This is a genomic window from Pseudonocardia autotrophica (assembly GCF_003945385.1).
In the GTDB taxonomy this organism is placed as follows: domain Bacteria; phylum Actinomycetota; class Actinomycetes; order Mycobacteriales; family Pseudonocardiaceae; genus Pseudonocardia; species Pseudonocardia autotrophica.
The window spans coordinates 2,703,735-2,724,804 of the sequence record NZ_AP018920.1 but is presented as its reverse complement, the minus strand read 5'-3'; the positions used below and the strand labels follow the sequence as shown (position 1 = coordinate 2,724,804).

Sequence of the window (21,070 nt, the reverse complement as noted above, 5' to 3'; positions counted from 1 at the left end):
ACGGGTGCTCCGGAACTCGCCGTCACCGCTCCCGGCCGATCGTCACCCGTCCGGCGTCACTCGAACCGGGCCGGGTCCCCGGCGCCGATCCGGATGATCTCCGGCTCGTCGCCGGACAGGTCGACCACCGTCGTCGGCTCGGTCCCGCAGTCCCCGGAGTCGATGACCGCGTCGACCTGGTTCTCCAGCTCCTCCTTGATCTCCCAGCCCTGCGTCATCGGCTCGTCGTGCCCGGGCAGCAGCAGGGTGGACGACAGCAGCGGCTCGCCGTGGCGTTCCAGCAGCGCCTGGGTGGTCGCGTGGTCGGGGATCCGCACGCCGACGGTCTTCTTCTTCGGGTGCAGCAGCCGGCGCGGCACCTCCTTGGTGGCCGGGAGGATGAACGTGTAGCTGCCCGGGGTGGACGCCTTCACCGCCCGGAAGACCCGGTTGGAGATCTGCACGAACTGGCCCAGCTGCGCGAAGTCGGCGCAGACCAGCGTGAAGTGGTGCTTGTCGTCGAGCTTGCGGATCTGCCGGATGCGTTCGAGCCCGTCCCGGTTGCCCAGCGAGCAGCCGAGGGCGAAGCACGAGTCGGTCGGGTACGCGATGAGCCCGCCGTCACGGACCACGTCCACGATCTGGCCGATGCTGCGGGGTTGGGGGTTCTGCGGGTGGACGTCGTAGTACCTCGCCATCCGGGCAGCCTGCCACGACCGACTCCGGTTGTCGCGCACGTCACTGGTGCGGCAGGGTGCATGTGTCCCGGCGCCCCGCTGCTCGATGAGGAGAGCGATGTCCGACAACGACAAGATCAAGGTCACGATCCTGCCGACCGGCACGATGCACGCCGACCTGACCTGGCTGCTCATCGATCCCTCCCGGATGGCGACCCAGCAGCAGCCGGGCAAGCAGCGGGACTGGGTCGAGGTGCCGACACACGTCGTCTACATCGAGCATCCGAACGGGCAGAAGCTGATGTGGGACGCCGGCGTCCCACGGGACTGGGAGACCCGGTGGGCCCCCTCCGGCCTGGGCCAGTTCTTCCCGGTCGACGCCGCCACCGAGGACGACTGGCTGGACTCACGGCTCAAGCAGCTGCGGATCGAACCGAACGACATCGACTACCTGGTGCTGTCGCACCTGCACCTGGACCACGCGGCGAACGCGAAGTTCTGGGAGAAGGCCGACACGACGATCATCGTCGACGAGGCGGAGAAGGCCGGCGCGTTCTCCTTCGACGGGCACAGCAAGGGCGCACACATCAAGTCCGACTACGACACCCTGGAGCTGGACACGATCGCGGAGGACACCGAACTGCTGCCCGGTGTCACGCTGCTCCGGACACCGGGGCACACCTGGGGGACGATGAGCCTGCAGGTCGATCTCGCCGACTCCGGCACGATGATCTTCGCCTCGGACTCGCTGTACCTCAAGGAGTCCTACGGCCCGCCGCCGATCGCGGCCGGGATCGTGTACGACACGGTCGCCTGGTTCAACTCGGTCGACAAGATCCGGGCCATCCAGGAGCGGACCGACGCGACCGTGATCTTCGGGCACGACGCGAACCAGATCAGGGAGCTGCGCACCGGCCCCGGCAACTACTACACCTGAGGGGCGCCGCGATGCCCGTCTACGACTTCGCCTGCGCCTGCGGGAGCCGCTTCGAGATGATGGTCCCGTCCTGGTCGTCGCCCGCCCCGGACTGCCCGGCGTGCGGTGCGACGACGGCGCGCCGGCCGCCATCGCCCGCGATGCACGGCCGGGCCGCGCCACCGCCGTCGATGGCGTCGGCGCCGCAGTCCTGGGAGGGCGTCGGCAGCGGTGACCGGGACACGATCACGCACTGGCGACGCACCGTCGAGGCCCGCCAGGAGTTCGAGTCCCGCCATCCCGAGCACCGCGAGCAGCGCGACGCGATCGCCGCGCACGAGGGCCGGTTCGAGCGCAGGCCGCTGACCTACCGGGAGCTCGCGACCCGGGCCGCGAGCGACGGGAACGCCACCCGGGCAGCCGCCGAGGCGAGCCGGGAGCGGCGGACCGGCGGCGCGGCGGAGCCGGCATAGGGCACCGGTCCGCGCGGGCCCCGGGCACCGCACGATGCGCCCGGTAACCGTTGCCCGGCACCGGCGGAGCGGACATGATCCCACCCATGCGCGTCGTCGAATACCGCCCGGAACGGCACGAGTTCGCCTGGACGTTCGGCGGTGCAGCGCCGGCGCGACGAGTGACCCCGGGAACCTGCCTGCGGCTGTGGACCGAGGACGCGTTCTCCGGCCGGATCACCTCGACGTCGGACCGCGCCACCGAGGTGCTCGACATGACCGAGGTGAACCCGCAGACCGGGCCGTTCCACGTCGAGGGCGCCGAGCCCGGCGACACCCTGGCCATCCACCTGGTCGAGCTCACCCCGGCCCGGGACTGGGGTGCCTCCACCACGATCCCGCTGTTCGGGGCGCTGTCGGTGACCGACCGGACGGCGCTGCTGCACGAGCCGCTGCCCGAGCGCACCTGGATCTACCAGCTCGACCGCGCCGCGGGCACCGTGCTGTTCGAGGCGACCAGCGTCGACCTGCGCCTTGAGCTGCCGTGCAATCCGATGCTCGGCACCGTCGGGGTCGCCCCGGCCGGGCGCGAGGTGCGCAGCTCGCTGGTGCCCGACGTCTTCGGCGGGAACATGGACACGCCCGAGATGCGCGCCGGTGCGACCTGCTACCTGCAGGTCAACGTCGAGGGCGCGCTGTTCTCGGTCGGCGACGGGCACTACCGGCAGGGTGAGGGCGAGAGCTGCGGGACGGCCGTCGAGGGCGCGATGGACGTCGTGCTGATCGTCGAGCTGATCAAGAACGCACCGGCCCCGGCCTGGCCGCGGATCGAGACCGACAGCCACTACGTCGTGATCGGGTCGTCCCGGCCGCTGGAGGACGCCTGGCGGGCCAGCCAGGTCGGCATGATCGCCTGGCTGGGCGAGCTGTACGGCCTGGACCGGCTCGACGCCTACCAGCTGCTCACCCAGGCCGCGGAGTCCCCGCTGGCCAACGTCGTCGACACCAACTACAGCGCCGTCACCAAGATCTCCAAGGCGCTGCTCCCCGACGCCGCCGCCTACAACGGCGTGCACCGCCACCTGCGCGAGCAGGCCCGCACCCTCTAGAAGGAGCTCCCCGTGGACATGTTGCTGACCGACCGGGTCGTGCTGGTCACCGGCGGCTCGCGCGGCATCGGCCGTGCGGTCGTCGCCGCGCTGGCCGCGGAGGGCGCCCGGGTCGCGTTCTGCGCCCGCGACGCCGACGGCTGCGCGGCCGCCGAGCAGGAGCTGCGGGCCGGCTCGGCGGACGTCGCCGGTACCGCGGTGGACGTCGCCGACGGCGACGCGCTGACCGCCTGGGTGGAGGCGACCGCGCAGCGCTTCGGCCGGATCGACGCCGTCGTGGCGAACGTCAGCGCACTGGCCATCGGGCCGGGCGAGGCGAACTGGCGGTCCAGCTTCGAGATCGACCTGCTGCACACCGTGCGGCTGGTCGAGGCGGCGATGCCGCACCTGGAGCGCAGCGACGCCGCGTCGATCACCGCGGTGTCGTCGGTGTCCGGCCGGGAGATCGACTTCGCGGACGGCTCCTACGGCGTCATGAAGGCGGCGCTGGTGCACTACGTGTCCGGGCTGGCCTTCGACCTGGCCGCCAAGGGGATCCGGGCCAACGCGGTCTCCCCCGGCAACGTCTACTTCCCGGGCGGGGTGTGGGAGAACATCGAGCAGAACAACCCCGAGCTGTTCGCGCACGCGATGGGCCTGAACCCGACCGGGCGGATGGGCAGCCCGGAGGAGACCGCCTACGCGGTCGTCTCCCTGGTCAGCCCCCGGGCGAGCCGGATCAGCGGCACCAACCTGCTGGTCGACGGCGCCGTCACCCGCGGCGTCCAGCTCTGATCCCGCCGAGGGCCTCCCGGACCACCCGCTCCACCGGCGCCGACCCCGAGACCAGGTCGAACGCCGGTTCGGCGGCGGGTTCCAGCGGGGGCTGGGCGATGATCCGCGGCCCGCGCGCATCCGGCCCCATCGCCTGGGCGCGGTGCACGACGAACGGATGCACCAGGTAGACGTCGCCGGCTGCGCCGGTCGCGGCGACCTCCGGCCGGTCCGTGGTCGCCGCGACGGCATCGCCGCAGAAGGGCAACCAGTCCGCGCCGTCGTCACCGTGCGCGGCGAGCAGCCGCGCGACCTCGTGGTGCGATCCGGAGCGGAGCAGGGTCGGGGCGTCCTGCGGGCCGACGTCGGTGTAGAGGAACAGCATCAGCAGCGCCCGCCCGCGCCCGGTCACCGACAGCCGCGGCCCGCCGTCCGGTCCGGCGAAGGACGACTCGACGTGCCAGCCGTCGTCATCGGGCGGGACGGGGTGCGGGAACCGGATCGGGAAGGTCCCCATCCCGTACCGGGGCCGCCACCGGCCGGGACCGACCAGCGCGTCGTAGGCGGCGTGCAGAGCGGCGGTGTTCGCCGACGCGGTGAACCCGGGATCGGTCATCGCCTCGATCCGGACGACCGGCGCGGTCCAGGTGCCGGGGTCATCGGCGTCGCAGCCGCGGACGCGCAGCTCCGCGATGACGAGATCACGGCACCGTGCTGCGAGATCGGGACCGGCGGCGCCGGGCAGATGCACCCAGCCCTCGCGCAGGAAATGTTCGATCACGTGCGGTGATGCTGCCCCTGCGGGCCGGTGGGTGCGACCGGTTTCCGCGCGTCACCGGACCGGCCCCGGCCCGCTGTCCGGTGGCCACCCGGCCGTCACCCGGTGGCCATCCGGCGCGCGCACCGTTCGGGTGGTGGACGAGAACCCCGCCGATCCCCCAGCCGATCGCCCCGCCGACCCCCCAGCCGATCCCGCAGTCGCTCCCCCAGCCGATCGCCCCGTCGGCCCCTCGGTCGATCTCCCCGCAGAGCGTCCGGCCGGGAACCGGACCGCCGCACCCGGCGCCGGCGCACCCGACCTGCTGTCCGCGGCCGCCGCCGAGCGGTTCCGCGTCGACGACTCCGACGACGACGATCCCACCCTCGTCGGCCCGGAGGGCGATCCGGTCGACACCTGGCGGCAGGGCTATCCCTACGACGCCCGGCTCAGCCGCGACGGGTACGAGGAGCAGAAGCGGCTGCTGCAGATCGAGCTGCTGAAGCTGCAGAACTGGGTCAAGGAGACCGGGAGCCGGGTCGTCGTGCTGTTCGAGGGCCGTGACGCGGCCGGTAAGGGCGGCACCATCAAGCGGTTCACCGAGCACCTCAACCCGCGCGGCTGCCGGGTGGTCGCGCTGGAGAAGCCGACCGACCGCGAGGCCGGGCAGTGGTACTTCCAGCGGTACGTGGCGCACCTGCCGTCGGCCGGCGAGATCGTGCTGTTCGACCGGTCCTGGTACAACCGGGCCGGCGTGGAGCGGGTGATGGGCTTCACCGACGCCCGTTCCTACATGGAGTTCCTGCGGGCGACGCCCGAGCTGGAACGGATGCTGGTCCGGTCCGGGATCCACCTGGTCAAGCTGTGGTTCTCGGTGTCCCGCGACGAGCAGCGCACCCGGTTCCTGATCCGCCAGGTCGATCCCGTCCGCCAGTGGAAGCTGTCCCCGATGGACCTCGCCTCGCTGGACAAGTGGGAGGCCTACACCGAGGCGAAGGAGGCGATGTTCTTCTACACCGACACCCGCGACGCCCCCTGGACCGTGATCAAGAGCAACGACAAGAAGCGGGCCAGGCTGGAGGCGATGCGCCACGTCCTCGCGCTGTTCGACTACCCGGGCAAGGACACCGGCGTCGCCACCGGGCCGGATCCGCTGGTCGTCGGGCCGGCCGCGGAGATGTTCGAGCACGGTGAGCACCCCAGCCGGTTCCCCCCGCTGACCGACCACCACCGCTGACCCGGCGCGGCCCGGGCCACGCTGTCAGGCCGGTTCGACGACCAGCGTCATCGTCAGCGAGTGGCCGACGCCCAGGCCGGGGCCCGCCTCCCGCTCCAGCTCCAGCAGCGCGTGCGCGAGCCGGGCGGCCGCGGCGTCGTCCAGGGCGCCGGCGCGCTCCGGGTAGGGCTCCAGCGCCCGGTTCCAGCGGGTCGCGAACCGGGCGAGCCAGGCCAGGACGTCGGCCGGGGCTCCGCCGGTCGCCGGGGTGAACCGCAGGTCCGCCGGGCGCACCCGGCCCGGGTCGCGCAGGAGATCGTTCACCAGGGTCCGGAACCGCGGGACGCCGGGATGGAACGAGCCGGTGGCCGTGTGCCTGCCGACCAGCACCGACCGGTCGACGGCGGACCGCGTGACGATCCGCGCGCCGCTGCCGTCGCGGGCGGCGTCGACCACCGCGTCGAGTGCGGGCCGGGAGTAGAAGGTCATCGGCTCGGAGATCGCGTCGCCGCCACCCGCGAAGAAGCTCATCGCGTAGTCCCAGCGTTCGGTGTCCCACCGCGGCTGCCACTCCACCGAGTAGCGGCCGAGCACATCGACGACGACGGCCGCCCGGCGCCCACGGGCGGCGATCGCGGTCAGCACCGAGCGCAGCGCCACGACCAGCTCCTCGCGGGTGAGGTGCGAGTACGGGACGCCGCAGGACAGGTAGAGATCGAAGACGCCGTCCGGGAGCCGGTCCCGCACGTCACCCAGGACGAACGACGCCGACGGGGAGGTCACCGTCGCCCGCGCCGTCCGCACCATCTCCTGATCGACGTCCAGCCCGACGTAGGTCAGCCGCTCCGGCGCGACCAGCGGCGGAGCGTCGGGGCCGGCCCTGGTCAGCAGGGCGAACCCGTCCGCGGTGCCCGCACCGATGTCGAGGACCGACACCGGCCCGGCGCCCGTCCGGCCGAGCGCGGCGAGCGCCTCGCCGATCAGCCGCCGGGTCACCGGCTCCTCGGAGAGGACCTTGACCGGGTCCCGCCGGGACGGGGACAGGTAGTGGGCGCTGGCACCGCGGTAGGACGGGGCCGGGGCCTGTTCCGAACGGCTCACCATTCTTTCCTACACCGGGCGCCACCGGTTGATCACCGATGTGGCGGGCATCGCCCGATGGCTCACCGCGGGCGGCCGGGGTCGGGCCGGCCGCCCGCGGGAGGTTCAGGGGTCAGGCGAGGTCGTCGAGCTCGCCGTTCTTGATCGAGTTCAGCAGGTCGCCGATACCGGCCGCGGAGAACGCCAGGACCGTGCCGTGCGGGTCGCGGGAGTTGCGGACCGCGATCCCCTCGCCGGTGACCGCCAGCTCCACGCAGTTGCCCTGCTGGCCGCTGCGGACGCTCTTCCGCCAGTTCAGGGCGTCGATCGACGCAGGATCGTTCACGTGCATACGGTTCATGCGAACGCTCACCTCATCTGCACATGCATTTTCAGGTGCCGATGACGGTAGCAGCCACGTCGAGGCCGGAGAGCCCGTCAGCGCCCGGCGGTCGCTCCGCCGCGCCCGGCTGCAGGCCGGCCGACTCGGACGGTTCAGTGCTCGGCGAGCAGCTTCTTCAGCGCCTGCCCGGTCTCGTCCGGGCTCAGCGCGTCGACGGTCAGCCGGTCCATCGAGCGCCCGTAGCGCTCGACGTCGGCCCGCTTGTCGAGGTACGACGCGCCCGTCATCTCCTCCAGATAGACCAGGTCGGGCAGCTCGGGCTCGGCGAACCGCAGCATGGTGAAGGCGTGCTCGGCGGCGTAGCCGGACAGGCTCCAGGGCAGCAGCTGGACGACCACGTTCGGCAGTGCGGACAGGTCCAGCAGGTGCTCGATCTGCTCCCGGTACACCGCACGCCCACCCACCGGACGCCACAGCACCGCCTCGTCGAGCACCACCCAGAAGGTCGGGGCGTCCTTGCGGTGCAGCACCTTCTGCCTGCGCAGGCGGACCTCGACCCGTTTCTCCACCTCGGCCCGCCGGTCCGGCGGCAGATCGGCGTGACCGCCGCTCACCACCGCGCGGCAGTACGCCTCGGTCTGCAGCAGTCCCGGCACGAACATCAGCTCGTAGGTCAGGATCCGGGACGCCGAGGACTCCAGCCCGACGAAGCCCTCGAACCACCCGGGGACGACGTCGTTGTAGCGGGTCCACCAGCCGCTGCCCTTGCTCTCCCCCGCCATCGCGATGACCTGCTCCCGCTCGGGGCCGTCGGCGACCCCGTAGAGGGTGAGCAGGTCCAGCACGTCCCGTTGCTTGAAGCCGACCTTGCCGGCCTCCAGCCTGCTCAGCTTCGAGTCCGAGCCCCGGATCGCATACGCCGCGTCGGCGCGCCTGATCCCGGCGCGCTCGCGCAGCCGGCGCAGGTGCGAGCCGAGGACGATCCGCTGCGCCGTCGGCCCGCGATCGGCGCCGGGCGGTGTCGGACTGTTCGGGCTCGCGGCCACCGGGGCGTGCTCCTCCGGGTCTGCGCCGAGCTCCCCGGCCGGAGGACCCGGCCGGGGGTGCGGCGCGGGAGCCGGCAGGGATCCGGCAGTGGCTCTGCTCAGGTACTCGGGGCTCGGTCGTTCGGGCGGTCCACCTTACACAGCAGGGTGTTCGAATCACGGCGCAACCGTCCAGCTCAGGAGGCTCGGAGTTCCGCTACCGTGCACCGAACAGGTGATTCCGGTCACTCCGTACGCCCGCGCCGAGCGCAGTGAGGACTCCGCAGATGGTCCAGCCGACCGACGGTCGAGCTCCCGCCCACATCGACACGACGAAGGCCAGCATCGCGCGGGTCTACGACTACGCGCTCGGCGGCAAGGACAACTACGAGGTCGATCGGGCGGTGATCGAACGGATCCGGGCGGTCGCGCCGGAGGTCAACCAGTTCGCGCTCGACAACCGGGCGTTCCTGGTCCGGGCCGCCCGCTTCGTCGCCACCCGGACCGCGATCACCCAGTTCCTCGACTGCGGCTCCGGGCTGCCGACCGCGGAGAACACCCACCAGGTCGTCCAGCGGCTGCGGCCCGACGCCCGGGTGGTCTACGTCGACAACGACCCGACGGTCGTCGCACACGGCCGGGCGCTGCTGGAGGACAACGAGCTCACCCGGTTCCTCGCCGCCGACCTGCGCGATCCCGGCGGCGTCCTCGACGACCCGACGGTGCAGCAGTTCCTCGATCTCGACCGGCCGGTCGCGCTGTTCCAGGTCGGCACCCTGCACCACGTCGCCGACGAGGACGGACCGGCCCGGATCATGGCCGGCTACCTCGACCGGCTCCCGGCCGGCAGCGTCGTGGTCGTCTCGCACTTCTTCGACCCCGAGAACGACGACAGCGAGCTGGCCCGGCGCGTCGAGGACCTCCTCGTACACAGCCCGATGGGTAGCGGCTACTTCCGGACGATGGCCCGGATCCGGGAGCTGTTCGGCGGCCTGGACCTGGTCGAACCCGGCATCGTGGCCTGCCACCGATGGTGGCCGGAAGGCCCGCAGCTCACACCGGAGAACGCCGTGCAGCGGTGCGTCGTCGGCGGCGTCGGCATCAAGCACCCGCCGCAGCGATGAGTCCCGGCGGCGATCGGGGTCGGTACCGGTGACACGTTCCGATCCCGCGGAGGCGCCGTGCCCACCGAGCTCGACCACATCCCGTCCGGCGAGGTCGCGCGGACGCTGCGCGACCTCGTCGGCAGCGGCCGGGCGCCCGGCCTGCTCGCCGCGATCGACCGGCCGCGCGCGGACACCGAGGTGCACGTGCTCGGCGACGACGGCGCCGGCCACCCGCTGCGCCGGGACACCGTCGTCCGGATCGCCTCGATCACCAAGCCGGTCGTCGCGGTCGCGGCACTGGGCCTGGTCGAGGACGGCGTGCTCGACCTCGACGATCCGCTCACCGGGTGGCTGCCCGAGCTGGCCGAGCCCCGGGTGCTGCGGCACGAGGCCGCCGAGCTCGACGACACCGTCCCGGCCCGGCGCGCCATCACCCTGGCCGATCTGCTGTCCTACCGCTGCGGGATCGGGATGCTGCCCCGGTTCACCGCCGATCTGCCGGTGCAGCGCGCCTACGCCGACGCCCGGCTGGGCAGCGACGGGCCGCCCGGCCGCTACCAGCCCCCACCGCCGGACGAGTGGCTGCGCCGGCTCGCCGCGATCCCGCTGATCGCCCAGCCCGGGGAGCGCTGGGCCTACCAGACCAGCGGTGACCTCCTCGGCGTGCTGCTCGCCCGGGTCTGCGGTCAGGATCTCCCGGATCTGCTGCACCAGCGGGTGTTCGCTCCGCTCGGCATGCGCGACACCGCCTTCCACGTGCCCGAGGCGAAGCTGGACCGGTTCGTCCCGCAGCTCGCCGCGGACCGGGACGGCGGGTTCACCGTGGTCGATCCGGTGCGGGGCGCGTGGGCCGCGCCGCCGCCGTTCCCGTCCGGCGCGGCCGGGCTGGTCTCCACCCTCGACGATCTGCTGGCCTTCGCCGGGGCACTGCGCGACGGCGGCAGGCCGCTGCTCGCCCCCGGCACCGTCGCCGAGCTCAGCACCGACCGGCTCACCGACGCCCAGCGCACCGACGCCGCGATGTTCCTCGACGGCGCGGGCTGGGGCCTCGGGCTCTGCGTCGAGCCCGGCGGCCGCTACGGCTGGGACGGCGGTCTGGGCACCGGCTGGCGGTCGGACCCGCGGACCGGGGTGATCAGCCTGCTGCTCACCCAGGTGAGCTGGACCGGCCCGGACGGCCCCGCGCAGCTGCACGAGTTCCGGGCCGCGGCACACGCCTGACTCCCCGCGCGCGCGAGAGCTGCGGGCCGGCACCCCGGCCCCTCCCCCGCCAGGCGACACGGGTCACCCGTTCAGTCCGCGGCGCGACGGTGGTCGACCGTCGCGCGTAGTTGCCGTCGCTCCGACACCACCAGGGCGGCAGCAGCGATCAGAGCGATCACCGCGGTCCCGGTGAGGATGCCGAAGGCCGCCTGGAATCCGGCCGGCTGAAGTCCGGCTCGGCTGACGGTGATGACGACGATCGCGCTACCGATCCCACCGCCGACCCGTTGGATGATGTTGGCTGTCGTCGTGGAGTCGCCGAGATGCGACCGGCCGCTCTTCAGCACGGCGGCCATCGCCGGCGTGCCCGCCATACCGACGCCGATTCCCCGGACGGCCTGCAGCAGCTCGACGACGACGAGATGGGTGTCCGCGGGCAGGAAGACGAAGGGCAGCGTCCCGGCGATGGTGACGATCAGCCCGATGACGGTGGTGATGCCGGCGCCCCGGCGATCGGTCAGGCGGCCGCCGACGATCAGTGCCATCGTCGCTCCCGCGCCGTAGGCGAGCAGCAGGAAACCGGTGCCGACGACGCTCATCCCCCGTAGTCGCTCGAAGTAGAGCGGCAGCAGGATGAGGCCCCCGAAAAGGCTCAGGCCGGTGAAGAACACGGTGACCTGGGCGATCGCATAGGGCGGATGCCGGAACAGCGCGAGATGGAGCAACGACGGCCGGTCGCCGGGGCGGCGCGCTCGGGACGCCTCGATCACGTAGGCCGCGAGCAGCGCCAACCCGGTCCCGCTCAGCAGGGCGGCGAGCGGAACCGACGTGCTGAACAACGAGAGCCCGAGGCTGAGCGCAGGAAGCCCGGTGGCCAGCAGGAGGAACCCGACGGCGTCGAACCGGGCCGTCGGGTCCGGAGTGTCCCTCGGCAGGATCTGTCTGGCGAGCAGCACGGCGACCAGCCCGATGGGCAGATTCATCAGGAACAGCCATCGCCACGACAGCGTGTCGACGAGGATGCCGCCGAGAGCCGGCCCGACCGCCGGAGCGAGCATGATGGGGATGCCCGCGGTGGACATGACCCGGCCCAGGTGATCGGGATCGACCGCGCGGACGATGATGTTCTGCCCGGTCGGGACGAGCAGCCCACCGGCGATGCCCTTGAGGACACGCGCGGCGATGAGCATCGGCAGGCTGGGCGCGATCGCGCACAGCACCGAGGCGATGGTGAACACGACGAGCGCGATCATCCACAGTCGTGACGGTCCGATCCGCCGCTGCAGCCAGGCGCAGGCAGGCAGCGCCGCCGCCAGCGCCAGCAGATACCCGCTCGTCACCCACTGGGTGCCCGCGAGCGACCCGCCGAGGTCGTCCGCGATCGTGGACAGTCCGACGTTGACCAGCGAGGTGTCCAGGCCGGCCATGAAACCGCCGGTGACGATCAGCGCGATCAGACTGCCGAGCCGAGCGGGTCGCGCGTTCCTGGTCGAGTCCACTGCCTCTCGCATCCGTCCGAGTCGTGCCGTCCGCCCGGCTCAGCGCGCCCCGGTCGCCACCGGGTTCGGGGGCAGCTGCCAGGCACCGCCACGGTCCTCACGGGAGAAGCGCGCAACGAGCTCGGGGATGCGCAGCGTGGTCGCCACGGCGGTTGCCGTCCGGAAGGCGATGATCGCCGCACGGCTCCTGGGCATGCCGAGCTTGAGCAGGGCGGGCTTGACGCTCGCCTGAACCTCGTCGATGAACGGACGCAGCGTGGCGTCGTAGTTCGCGAACGCGGTGGCGAGGTCGTCCGGGTGCCGGTTGAGCTCCCCGGCGAGCACGTAGGCGCCGACGAGACCGGCCGACACCCCCATACCGCTGTAGGGCGACGCGCAGTGCGCGGCATCCCCGGCGAGGACGACGCGGCCCTTCGACCAGGTGCCGGTGCGTACCTGGACGACCTCCTGGGAGTAGAAGAACGGAGCGTCCCGCATGCCGTCGATGAAGCGGTCGACCTGCCATCCGGCATCGCGGAACCGGTCGGCCCAGAACCGCTGCTGGTCCTCGATCGGGCTGCGATGGATCGCCGAGGCCTCCGCGGACTCCTCGCGGAGCACGAAGTAGACCTGGGTCTGTTCGGGATTGTGGCTGCGCCGCATGATCTGGCGGCCACCCGGGACCATGTAGGTGTCGCGGATGTTGCGGTCCGACGCGATACGCGGGATGAACCAGTACGCCATGTGGATCCCGACCTGCCGGTACGGCTCGGCCGCGCCGTCGGGAAGGACCGCACGACGGACCCGGGAGCCCTGACCGTCCGCACCGATGAGGACGTCGTACTCGCCGGTCGTACCGTCCGAGAAGTGGGCGGTGACCTTCTCGTCGTCCTGTTCGACCCGGTCCACGCCGATCCCGAACACGTACTCGGCGTCATCCTTCGCCAGGTCGTGGAGGATGCGGACCAGGTCGCCACGCATGATCTCGTACTCCGAGGTCAGCGTCTGACGCCCCTGACCGGAGGTGTTCGCCATGATCGTCGCCCGCGGCGTGCCACGGGAGTTCACGAACGCCACACCCGGCTCGTCGACGAGTTCGGTACGGACCGCCTCGAGCAGCCCCATGCTCGCGATCGCGTCGATCCCCTGCCCGCGCAGGTCGACCTGAGCGCCGGTGGCACGGAGCGCGGGGAACCGCTCCACGACCGTCACCCGGTGTCCGCCCTCCCCCAGCCAGTACGCGAGCGCCTGCCCCGCGATTCCGCCGCCACAGATCAGGATCCGCAGCGACGGCGTCCCGGAGTTCGTGTTCATAGCCATGCCCATCACTCGGTTTCTATCACTGAAAGGTTACGTTTCCAGTCTCGGACTATCACCGATAGACTGTCAAGTGTGGCGAAGCTGAACCGGGATGCGGTGATCACCGAGGCACTCGACCTGCTCGACGAGGTGGGGCTGGACAAGATCAGCACCCGCGGGCTCGCACGACGGCTCGGAGTGGAGCAGCCCTCGCTCTACTACCACTTCGCCAAGAAGGAGGACCTCCTCAGTGCGATGGCCGAGGCCGCGATGGCGCCGCACGCGACCGCGCCGCTGCCGACGTCCACCGACGACTGGTACGACTGGTTCCTCGAGAACCACCGCAGCTTCCGCCGCACGCTCCTGATCCGCCGCGACGGTGCACGCCTGCACGCGGGTATCCGGCCGAGCGCCGCCGACCGGGAACGCATCGGCCACAAGATGGCGTTCCTCATCGGCTCCGGCTTCAGCGAGCACCACGCGCAGCTGGCGATGCTCGCCGCGAGCCGGTTCACCGTCGGCTCCGTGCTGGAGGAGCAGGCCGAGGCCGACTCTCCCGGACAGCCCGCGGGCTCCGAGGGCCCCCGGATCGACCACGAGCTCGCCTACGAGGCGGGGCTCGCGCTCATCGCCGACGGGTTCGCGGCGCACCGCACCACGTCGACCCGGAGCGACGGGGGTGCTCGCCTCGGGGAGGCCCCGCGGTGAGGTGATCGTCGGATCGAGCCACCGGGCCGGACTCCTCACCACGCCGTGACCTCTGTGCCGGCGGGCGCAGGGCAGCCCCGCAGCGGCCTCGAACCTGCACGCGTGTAGGCGGTCTCGAAGTCGGCCAACGTCGCGTCGAGCGCGTGCCCGCCGACGATCTGCAGACTCTGCAGGCCGGCGCTGGCCCTTTCGTCCGGGCGCGCCAGCAGCCGGTCCAGGTGCCCGGCCAGCACGGCGGGAGCGCCGGGCGGGTAGCGGTAGCCGTTGCGGCCGTGCTGGACCAGATGTGGCAGAGCGCCCGCGTCCGCTGCGACCACGGGACGCCCCGTGGCCATCGCCTCCAGGGTCACCAAGCTCTGCAGCTCGGCGGTTCCCGGGTTCACGAACACGTCCATCGCCGCGTAGGCGTCCGGGATCTCCGAATCGGGCAGCCGGCCGGTCATGACCACCGAGTGCTCGAGTCCGAGGCCCCGGACCAGTGCGGTGAGCTGCGGGCGCCGGTCCCCGTCCCCGACGATCACCAGCTGGGCGTCGGTCGTCCGGCGCAGTGCCGCGACGGCGGCGAGCAGCTCGTCGAGGTGCTTCTCCGGATCCAACCGGCCCAGGTAGCCGACGGTGGGGCGGTCGTCGAGACCGTGCCGGCGACGGAACGCCGCTCCGTCGCGGTCCGGGTGGAACCGGGTCAGGTCGAGCCCGTTGGAGATCGTCACGACCGGTCCGGGGACCCCGTGCCGCTCCATCAGCCGGGCGGCGTAGGAGGTCGGCGCGGTGACGATGTCGGCCCGGCCGAGCACGTCGACCGCGGTCCGCCAGAACCACCGCCGGGCCCGCTCCAGCCCGCCGGACCCCAGCGGCAGGTACGGAACCAGGTTGTCCGGGAGTACGTGGGTGGTGGCCACGACCGGGGTTCCCACCGCCTTCGCCGCGACGATCAGGGCCCGGCCGAGCAGCAGGTGGCTCTGCACGTGGACGACGTCGGGGCGCACCTGCCGCAGCAGGGACCGGGCACGGTGCACCAGCCCGGGCCGCACGCTGATCCGGAAGTCGGTCGGGCGAGGCACCGGGAGGGAGGCGAACCGGTGTTCGACGATGCCCGTGCCCGGCACGACGGTGCACGAGCCGCGCAGTGTGCGGGAGGGGCAGGCGACGTGCACCTCGTGGCCCCGTCCACCGAGTCCGGCCGCGAGCCGGCCGGCGAAGTAGGACGCACCGTTGACGTCGGGGGCGTAGGTGTCGGCGCCGATCAGGATGCGCATCGGACGGAGGCTCCTCGTCGGGTCATGATCCGGGTGGCTACGGCGCCGGCGGATGCCATCAGCCGCTCCCCAGCGGGGCGATGAGCTCGATGTGGACCGACAGCGCGCACACGATGCCCACGACGCCGAGGACCAGCGCGTCGGCGGCGCCCGGTCGGGACGGCCGCGCCGCGAGCCGGCCGGACCCGCCGCGGGCGGTGATGGCATCGCCCATCTCGTCGGCCCGGCGCAACGCGACCGTCATCGCGGTGGCGATGAGATCGACCTGGTCGGCCGCCCAGCGCCGGTACCGCCGACGCCGGGTCGCCGCAGGGGGCCGGGGTCGCAGGCGGCGGGCGGCGAACAGGACGCGCAGCTCGTCGAGCAGCATCGGGAGGGCCCGCAGGGTCAGCGCGAGGGTGACGGCCCAGTCGTCGACCGGCAGCCGGAGGACCTTCAGCGGCCGACCGAGTCGGGCGAGCGCGGGTGCGACGTCGGCCGGGTCGGTGGTCCACGCCACCAGCACGCTCAGGACCAGCAGCACCAGGATGAACGACATCAGGCGCAGGAAGTCGAGCAGCCCACCGAACCCGAGACGAACCACCCCGAGATCGACCCAGGGGGCACCCCCGGCCAGTGCGACCGTCGCGCCGGACAGTGCCAGGAGCAGCCACAGCCAGCGGGGCACCGTGGGCATCGCCGTGCGCGGGACCCGGGCGGCCCGCAGGCCGACGAACAGGAACACGGCCACCAGCCCGATCGGCACCCAGCCGGGGAACAATGCCAGCAGCAGCCCCATCGCAGCGATGACGATCAGTTTCGTCCCGGCCCACAGCTCGTGCACCGGAGAACCGCCGGGAAGCGGGCGCAGTACCACCGGACGGCGCGGCCCGGCGGGGGCGCTCATGACCCGCTCCCGATGGACGGCGCGGTGACCGGCTCCCAGCCGCCGTCGCTCAGGTGCACGGTGCGTGGGCAGAGTTCCTCGAGCCCGGCGAAGTCGTGCGAGATGACGACCACGGTGAGACCGGTCTCCCGGCGCAGGTCGGTGAGCAGGGTGAGCAGCCCGGCCCGGCCGGCCGCGTCGACCCCTGCCAGCGGCTCGTCCAGGACGATCGCCTGCGGCTCGCCGGCCAGCAGCCCGGCGAGGACCACCCGGCGCATCTGGCCGCCGCTGAGCCGGTCGGCCGGACATGAGCCGAGCGCCGGATCGAGGCCGACCGATTCCAGTGCCCGGCTCACCCGGGCGTGATCGCGGTGGTCGAATCCGGCGGCCGCTGCGATGTCGAGGTCGACCCGGCCGCGGGTCAGCTGCAGCCGGGCGGTCTGGAACGACAGCGCCACCGATCCGACCTGCTCGGCCACCGGCCTTCCGGCGAACAGGCACCGGCCCGAGGTCGGCGCCAGCAGCCCGGTCATGATCCAGGCCAGGGTGGACTTCCCGGACCCGTTGCCGCCGTGGATCAGCAGCCCGTCGCCCCGGCCCACCTCCAGGTCGATCCCACGCAGCGCGGTCGACGCCCACGGCGTCCCGCTGCTGTACTCGTGGCCGACCCCGTCGAGCTGTAGCAGCGGAGTGCCGACCGAGCCCGGCAGCGACGACCACGGCGCTGCCGCTGCCGACGATGCCGACGGAGCCGGAGCGGTCGAGACCATGGAGGTTCCGGCCTCGTCGCGGGCCTCGTGGTGGATGCCGGCCAGTGCGAGAGTGCGGTCCGCGGAGCGGGCTTCGTCGTCGTAGTGGGTGATGTTGGCCAGCGCCATCTCGTGGTCGCGGGCCAGGCCGGTGAGCATTCCGGTGAGCGCGACGCGGCCCTGCGGGTCGACCATGCTGGTGATCTCGTCGGCGATCAGCAGGCCCGGCTCGCGGGCCAGCGCCGCGGCGATCGCGAGCCGTTGCAGCTCACCACCGGACAGGCTGCCGGTGCCTCGATCGCCCATCCCGGCGAGGCCCACCTTCCCGAGCAGCCCTTCCACGTCGACGATCCGGTCGTCGGGCAGGCCCCAGACCACGTCGTCGGCCACCCGGGTGCCGAGCACCTGGCTCTCCGGGTGCTGCATGACGACCGCGGTGCCGCCGCGGCGGCCGAGCCCGACGGCTCCGGGCCGCGTCACCGCTCCGGACGTCGGCGCCCGGCCGCAGAGCAACAGCAGCAGCGTGGTCTTGCCCGATCCGTTGGTGCCGGTGACCGCAAGGTGCTCGCCGGCGGCGATCGTGGTGTTCACCGGGTGGAGAGCGTCCCGATCGGCACCGGGGTAGCGGAACCGGGCGTCCCGCAGCACGACGGGTACCGGGCCGGACGGCCGGTCGTCGGGATCGCCGTCGAGCTTGTGGCCGTCGGGCAGCCCGGCGATCCGATCGAGTACCTGCGCCAGCGCCCACCAGCCGATCATCGTCGAACCGGTGACCGCCACGGCCGCCGTGCTCAACGCCCACACAGGCCAGTTCGCCAGCCCCGACGCGACGACGTCGCGTATCCACTGCCCGGCCACCGCGCCGCCGGGCACGGAGCCGACGGCCAGTGCCATCCCGTCGGCGTAGGCGGCGATCGAGGCGAACAGCAGTTCGCGCAACCGGGCCAGCGCGGCCATCGCGGCGACCGCACACGCCCCGAACACCAGGCTCGCGGCCAGCGCGCTGACCAGCGCGGCCGGAGTGCCCCCGCCGAGTCGCCGGACCCATCCGATCAGAGCACCGATGTAGGCGGCTACGACGATCACGCTCAGCCCGGCGCTGCCGGTGACGAGGAAGGCGACGACCGCGCAGGCGACCATCGCCGCACCCACGACCCGGAACCGGTGCCGGTGGACCAGCAGCGCCAACGGCACCGCGGCCAGCACGGTCAACGCGGCCGCGAACGGCACCACGGCCACGGTGACCGCGATGCCGGTGCACAGGGCGGCCGCCATCGCCGCCTGCGCGAGTTCGACCGGGTGCAGGGGTCCTGAGTGTCGCCGCCGCGCCCCGGGTGTGGGGGGTGAAGCGGTCATGGATGTCATGGGCAGTGCCGTCACGGTGGTCCGATCGATCGGGGTCACGGATCCGATGTGGACCGGCGCACGGTCGTCCGCTCCGCAGGAACGACGAGGTGGGCCCGGGAACGACTCGGTGCTGGTCGAGACGTGCCGGTGGCGGACATCGGACTCCCTGAAGCGGGTCGGTCAGTTGTCGTCCACCGTGCCGACCGCGGGTGAGGTCCCGACGTGACCCCGTTCGGAATCGGGTAAGAGTCGATCCGGCGCCACCCCGAATCCGACGACGGCGCCGCCGCCGGGACGCGGCCGGGCGAACGCGTGACCGTCGTGCGCGGCGGCGACGTCGTGCACGATGGACAGACCGAGCCCCGATCCGGGCAGAGCGCGCGCCGCGTCGGACCGGTAGAACCGGTCGAACACCCGTGCGGCATCGCACTCGTCGATGCCCGGGCCCCGGTCGGAGACCACGACGGAGCCCAGCTCGACGTGCACCTCGATCGGGCCGGCGTCGTCCGGGGCGAACTTGGCGGCGTTCTCCACCAGGTTCCCCACCGCGCGTTCGAGACCGTGCGGCTGCCCGAGTACCACCGATCCGTCACTGTCGACCACGATCCGGCGCGGTGCGCGCCGCCGGACCCGGTCGACGACCCGATCGACGACATCGGCCAATGCCACCGCCTCCTCCTGCTCGTCGCTGCGCCGGGCGAGCGCCAGCTCGACGAGCTCCTCGACGAGATTGCTCAGCTCACGGGTCTCGCTCTGCAGGTCGTCGATGAGTCGTTCGCGGGCCTCGGGAGTCACCTCGGCAACCCGCCGCAGCACACTCGCGTTGGTACGCAGGCTGGTCAACGGGGTGCGGAGCTCGTGGGCAGCGTCCTGGACCAGGCGGTCCTGGGCGTCACGGGCGTTGGCGATCCGGGCGAGCATCGCGGTGAAGGACGCCGCCAGCCGCCCCACCTCGTCCCGGCCGGGCGGTCCGTTGCCGGCCCCGTGAATCTCGACCGCCTCGACCCGGCCGTCCGCGCTGATGTCCTCGGCGACGGCGGTCAGCCGCACCAGCGGGTGGGTGATCCGGCGGGCGATCACCCATCCGACCGCGGCGGCGACCAGGAGCACCGCCCCGCTGATCAACCCGATGGCGACCGCCATCTCGACCAGCACCCGGTCGGGCCGGGTCACGTCCACCGCGACCTGCAGCGCTCCGCGTCCGTCGCCCAGGGCCGTGGTCAGCACCCTGAGATCGGTGTCACCGAGCTCGACCTCGGACATGGCGCTCTCCCCGGTGACGGCGGAGGCGGCCAGGGTTCGGGCCGTGGCTCCGACCGGGAGGAGCGCATCGAATCCGCCGAGGCGGGTCATCGTCCCGTCCGGCGCGACGGCCTGGGCGACCAGCCGCTGGTTCTCCCCTCGCCGGCCGGCATCCAGCGGGACCCAGCGGACTCCGGCGCCGTCGCGGTCGGCCAGCGAGCCGGTCGGGGCCGGGGCGAGGACCTCGGTCCGCCCGTCGGCCAGCGACACGGTCGCGGCCTGCAGCGCCTGATCGAGTTCACCGTCGAGCCGGTCGGCCACCACCCAGAAGCTGAGCAGCCCGACCAGCGCGGCAACGATCGTCGCCACCAGCGCGAACGCCAGCGACAGCCGGGTGCGCAGACTCATGACGGGCGGGCCGAATAACCGACGCCCCGGACGGTGTGGATCAGGGCCGGCGCTCCCGCCGCCGCGAGCTTGCGACGCAGGTAGCCGATGTACACCGCGAGATTCTTGGAGTCGACGCCGAAGTCGAAGCCCCAGATGCGTTCGTAGACGGTGGCGTGTTCCACCACGATTCCCGCATTGCGGACCAGCAGCTCCAGCAGGCTGAACTCGGTCTTGGACAGCGACAGCTCACGATCCGCCCACCAGGCCCGCCGTGCGCCGGTGTCGACGCACAGGGCCTGTAGATGCAGCAGCGCGGGATCGTCGCCGTCGGGTCCGGCGGGCACCAGTGCGGCCCGGCGCAGCAGCGCACGCAGGCGGGCGAGCAGCTCGTCCAGCTCGAACGGTTTGGGCAGGTAGTCGTCCGCCCCGGCATCCAGCCCGGCGACGCGGTCGGAGGTCTCCACCCGGGCGGTGAGCATCAGCACCGGGGTGTGGTCGTTCTCCGCGCGCAGCACCTGGCACACGGCCAGTCCGTCGATCCTCGGCATCATCACGTCGAGTACCAGCGCGTCGAAGGTCCCGCGGTGGACCAGGGCGAGCGCGCCCACCCCGTCCTCGACGACCGTCGCCTGGTAGCCCTCCAGCTCCAGCGCACGAGCCAGGGACTCCCGGATCGCCCGATCGTCGTCGGCGATCAGTACCTGGGCAGCCATGGCACCATCGTGCCCGGTCAGGTCGGGGCCGCGCTCCGGCGCCTCCGAAGGCGAGGGGACCGGCCAGGAGCGGCCGGCGGTACTCGCGAATGCCGTCGCCTGCGTTGCTTCCGACACCTCGGATGCACCTTCTTCCGCGTGATACCGGCCGATCGGGGCGCCGTCGGGGAAGCGTGCCGGTACACGGTAAAAGGCCGACAAGAAGTCGGTGTGAAAGCCGATGCAGGCACCGCGGCGACCGGGTGCTGCGTGAACACCCGCGGGTCACCGATGTCCGTTAGCGGACGCCGGACGGGTCGCCGGGGATCCTGCGCGCGGAGCTGACGGTGCCCTGCGGCGGCAGGCACTCGCCGCCGCCGCCCGGTTCGCACCCCTTCGCCGCACATCGCACCCGCTGCGGCGGGTGC

Annotated in this window: 20 protein-coding genes; 8 read left to right on the top strand and 12 right to left on the bottom strand. The window is 72.5% G+C overall.

Annotation, left to right across the window (positions count from 1 at the left end):
• Window positions 1–56: 56 nt before the first annotated feature.
• The gene (locus Pdca_RS12910; protein ID WP_085911351.1) at window positions 57–677 is read right to left on the bottom strand and encodes an L-threonylcarbamoyladenylate synthase; all 621 of its coding nucleotides are present in this window, start codon (window positions 675–677) and stop codon (window positions 57–59) included.
• Window positions 678–774: 97 nt separating this feature from the next.
• Between Pdca_RS12910 and Pdca_RS12905 the strand changes: the two genes are divergently transcribed.
• The 4 genes from Pdca_RS12905 (at window position 775) to Pdca_RS12890 (ending at window position 3,907) form a co-directional block, all read left to right on the top strand.
• Window positions 775–1,593: an N-acyl homoserine lactonase family protein gene (locus tag Pdca_RS12905; RefSeq protein WP_085911350.1), complete on the top strand. Its 819-nt coding sequence runs from the start codon at window positions 775–777 to the stop codon at window positions 1,591–1,593.
• Between the two features lie 11 nt (window positions 1,594–1,604).
• A complete protein-coding gene (locus Pdca_RS12900; protein ID WP_085911349.1) occupies window positions 1,605–2,045 on the top strand; it encodes an FmdB family zinc ribbon protein in 441 nt (146 codons plus the stop codon).
• An 86-nt stretch (window positions 2,046–2,131) separates the two neighbouring features.
• Window positions 2,132–3,133 (top strand): acetamidase/formamidase family protein, encoded by a 1,002-nt coding sequence (locus Pdca_RS12895; RefSeq protein ID WP_085911348.1) that lies wholly within the window; start codon window positions 2,132–2,134, stop codon window positions 3,131–3,133.
• Window positions 3,134–3,151: 18 nt separating this feature from the next.
• Complete coding sequence (locus Pdca_RS12890) at window positions 3,152–3,907, top strand: SDR family NAD(P)-dependent oxidoreductase (protein ID WP_232021675.1); 756 nt, start codon at window positions 3,152–3,154, stop codon at window positions 3,905–3,907.
• Here the strand turns inward: Pdca_RS12890 and Pdca_RS12885 are convergent.
• The gene (locus Pdca_RS12885; protein ID WP_085911346.1) at window positions 3,885–4,667 is read right to left on the bottom strand and encodes a phytanoyl-CoA dioxygenase family protein; all 783 of its coding nucleotides are present in this window, start codon (window positions 4,665–4,667) and stop codon (window positions 3,885–3,887) included. The two genes, Pdca_RS12890 and Pdca_RS12885, sit on opposite strands and share 23 nt — an antisense overlap.
• A gap of 298 nt (window positions 4,668–4,965) precedes the next feature.
• On the opposite strand from Pdca_RS12885, the gene ppk2 reads away from it, so the two are divergent.
• Complete coding sequence (gene ppk2 / locus Pdca_RS12880; protein WP_218031418.1) at window positions 4,966–5,880, top strand: polyphosphate kinase 2; 915 nt, start codon at window positions 4,966–4,968, stop codon at window positions 5,878–5,880.
• Between the two features lie 24 nt (window positions 5,881–5,904).
• On the opposite strand, the gene Pdca_RS12875 is transcribed toward ppk2, so the two are convergent.
• The 3 genes from Pdca_RS12875 to Pdca_RS12865 form a co-directional block, all read right to left on the bottom strand.
• Window positions 5,905–6,960: a class I SAM-dependent methyltransferase gene (locus Pdca_RS12875; RefSeq protein WP_158092070.1), complete on the bottom strand. Its 1,056-nt coding sequence runs from the start codon at window positions 6,958–6,960 to the stop codon at window positions 5,905–5,907.
• Window positions 6,961–7,072: 112 nt separating this feature from the next.
• The gene (locus Pdca_RS12870) at window positions 7,073–7,291 is read right to left on the bottom strand and encodes a DUF397 domain-containing protein (RefSeq protein ID WP_232021674.1); all 219 of its coding nucleotides are present in this window, start codon (window positions 7,289–7,291) and stop codon (window positions 7,073–7,075) included.
• Between the two features lie 143 nt (window positions 7,292–7,434).
• Complete coding sequence (locus Pdca_RS12865) at window positions 7,435–8,328, bottom strand: helix-turn-helix domain-containing protein (protein ID WP_085911343.1); 894 nt, start codon at window positions 8,326–8,328, stop codon at window positions 7,435–7,437.
• Window positions 8,329–8,594: 266 nt separating this feature from the next.
• Between Pdca_RS12865 and Pdca_RS12860 the strand changes: the two genes are divergently transcribed.
• Both Pdca_RS12860 and Pdca_RS12855 read left to right on the top strand, forming a co-directional pair.
• The gene (locus tag Pdca_RS12860) at window positions 8,595–9,431 is read left to right on the top strand and encodes an SAM-dependent methyltransferase (RefSeq protein ID WP_085911342.1); all 837 of its coding nucleotides are present in this window, start codon (window positions 8,595–8,597) and stop codon (window positions 9,429–9,431) included.
• Between the two features lie 57 nt (window positions 9,432–9,488).
• Entirely contained in the window at window positions 9,489–10,634 is a 1,146-nt protein-coding gene (locus Pdca_RS12855; RefSeq protein WP_232021548.1) for a serine hydrolase domain-containing protein, read from the top strand.
• A gap of 71 nt (window positions 10,635–10,705) precedes the next feature.
• Here Pdca_RS12855 and Pdca_RS12850 read toward each other — a convergent pair whose 3' ends face one another.
• Window positions 10,706–12,127: a DHA2 family efflux MFS transporter permease subunit gene (locus tag Pdca_RS12850; protein ID WP_085911341.1), complete on the bottom strand. Its 1,422-nt coding sequence runs from the start codon at window positions 12,125–12,127 to the stop codon at window positions 10,706–10,708.
• A 27-nt stretch (window positions 12,128–12,154) separates the two neighbouring features.
• Window positions 12,155–13,414 carry an FAD-dependent monooxygenase gene (locus tag Pdca_RS12845; RefSeq protein ID WP_232021547.1) on the bottom strand — a complete coding sequence of 420 codons (1,260 nt, stop codon included), beginning with the start codon at window positions 13,412–13,414 and terminating at the stop codon, window positions 12,155–12,157.
• Between the two features lie 72 nt (window positions 13,415–13,486).
• Here Pdca_RS12845 and Pdca_RS12840 point away from each other — a divergent pair, with 72 nt between their 5' ends.
• Window positions 13,487–14,101 carry a TetR/AcrR family transcriptional regulator C-terminal domain-containing protein gene (locus Pdca_RS12840; RefSeq protein WP_085911339.1) on the top strand — a complete coding sequence of 205 codons (615 nt, stop codon included), beginning with the start codon at window positions 13,487–13,489 and terminating at the stop codon, window positions 14,099–14,101.
• Between the two features lie 35 nt (window positions 14,102–14,136).
• Here Pdca_RS12840 and Pdca_RS12835 read toward each other — a convergent pair whose 3' ends face one another.
• The 5 genes from Pdca_RS12835 to Pdca_RS12815 all read right to left on the bottom strand — a co-directional run bounded on the left by Pdca_RS12835 (window position 14,137) and on the right by Pdca_RS12815 (window position 20,663).
• The gene (locus Pdca_RS12835; protein ID WP_085911338.1) at window positions 14,137–15,357 is read right to left on the bottom strand and encodes a glycosyltransferase; all 1,221 of its coding nucleotides are present in this window, start codon (window positions 15,355–15,357) and stop codon (window positions 14,137–14,139) included.
• A 58-nt stretch (window positions 15,358–15,415) separates the two neighbouring features.
• Window positions 15,416–16,243, bottom strand: a complete 828-nt coding sequence (locus tag Pdca_RS12830) for a CbiQ family ECF transporter T component (RefSeq protein WP_085911337.1) — start codon at window positions 16,241–16,243, stop codon at window positions 15,416–15,418.
• Window positions 16,240–18,327: an ATP-binding cassette domain-containing protein gene (locus Pdca_RS12825; protein ID WP_085911519.1), complete on the bottom strand. Its 2,088-nt coding sequence runs from the start codon at window positions 18,325–18,327 to the stop codon at window positions 16,240–16,242. Before Pdca_RS12825 ends, Pdca_RS12830 begins: the two co-directional genes overlap by 4 nt.
• Window positions 18,328–18,498: 171 nt before the next feature.
• The gene (locus Pdca_RS12820) at window positions 18,499–19,968 is read right to left on the bottom strand and encodes a sensor histidine kinase (protein ID WP_085911336.1); all 1,470 of its coding nucleotides are present in this window, start codon (window positions 19,966–19,968) and stop codon (window positions 18,499–18,501) included.
• On the bottom strand, window positions 19,965–20,663 hold the full coding sequence (locus Pdca_RS12815) for a response regulator transcription factor (protein WP_085911335.1): 699 nt from the start codon (window positions 20,661–20,663) through the stop codon (window positions 19,965–19,967). Before Pdca_RS12815 ends, Pdca_RS12820 begins: the two co-directional genes overlap by 4 nt.
• Between the last annotated feature and the right edge of the window lie 407 nt (window positions 20,664–21,070).

Coding starts and splice junctions, on each gene's coding strand:
- Pdca_RS12895 (WP_085911348.1), top strand. CDS start 2,132: ATGCGCGTCGTCGAATACCGCCCGGAACGGCACGAGTTCGCCTGGACG.
- Pdca_RS12820 (WP_085911336.1), bottom strand. CDS start 19,968: ATGAGTCTGCGCACCCGGCTGTCGCTGGCGTTCGCGCTGGTGGCGACG.
- Pdca_RS12900 (WP_085911349.1), top strand. CDS start 1,605: ATGCCCGTCTACGACTTCGCCTGCGCCTGCGGGAGCCGCTTCGAGATG.
- Pdca_RS12860 (WP_085911342.1), top strand. CDS start 8,595: ATGGTCCAGCCGACCGACGGTCGAGCTCCCGCCCACATCGACACGACG.
- Pdca_RS12835 (WP_085911338.1), bottom strand. CDS start 15,357: ATGCGCATCCTGATCGGCGCCGACACCTACGCCCCCGACGTCAACGGT.
- Pdca_RS12825 (WP_085911519.1), bottom strand. CDS start 18,327: ATGACCGCTTCACCCCCCACACCCGGGGCGCGGCGGCGACACTCAGGA.
- Pdca_RS12845 (WP_232021547.1), bottom strand. CDS start 13,414: ATGGCTATGAACACGAACTCCGGGACGCCGTCGCTGCGGATCCTGATC.
- Pdca_RS12815 (WP_085911335.1), bottom strand. CDS start 20,663: ATGGCTGCCCAGGTACTGATCGCCGACGACGATCGGGCGATCCGGGAG.
- Pdca_RS12890 (WP_232021675.1), top strand. CDS start 3,152: ATGTTGCTGACCGACCGGGTCGTGCTGGTCACCGGCGGCTCGCGCGGC.
- Pdca_RS12905 (WP_085911350.1), top strand. CDS start 775: ATGTCCGACAACGACAAGATCAAGGTCACGATCCTGCCGACCGGCACG.
- Pdca_RS12830 (WP_085911337.1), bottom strand. CDS start 16,243: ATGAGCGCCCCCGCCGGGCCGCGCCGTCCGGTGGTACTGCGCCCGCTT.
- Pdca_RS12910 (WP_085911351.1), bottom strand. CDS start 677: ATGGCGAGGTACTACGACGTCCACCCGCAGAACCCCCAACCCCGCAGC.
- Pdca_RS12870 (WP_232021674.1), bottom strand. CDS start 7,291: ATGCACGTGAACGATCCTGCGTCGATCGACGCCCTGAACTGGCGGAAG.
- Pdca_RS12850 (WP_085911341.1), bottom strand. CDS start 12,127: ATGCGAGAGGCAGTGGACTCGACCAGGAACGCGCGACCCGCTCGGCTC.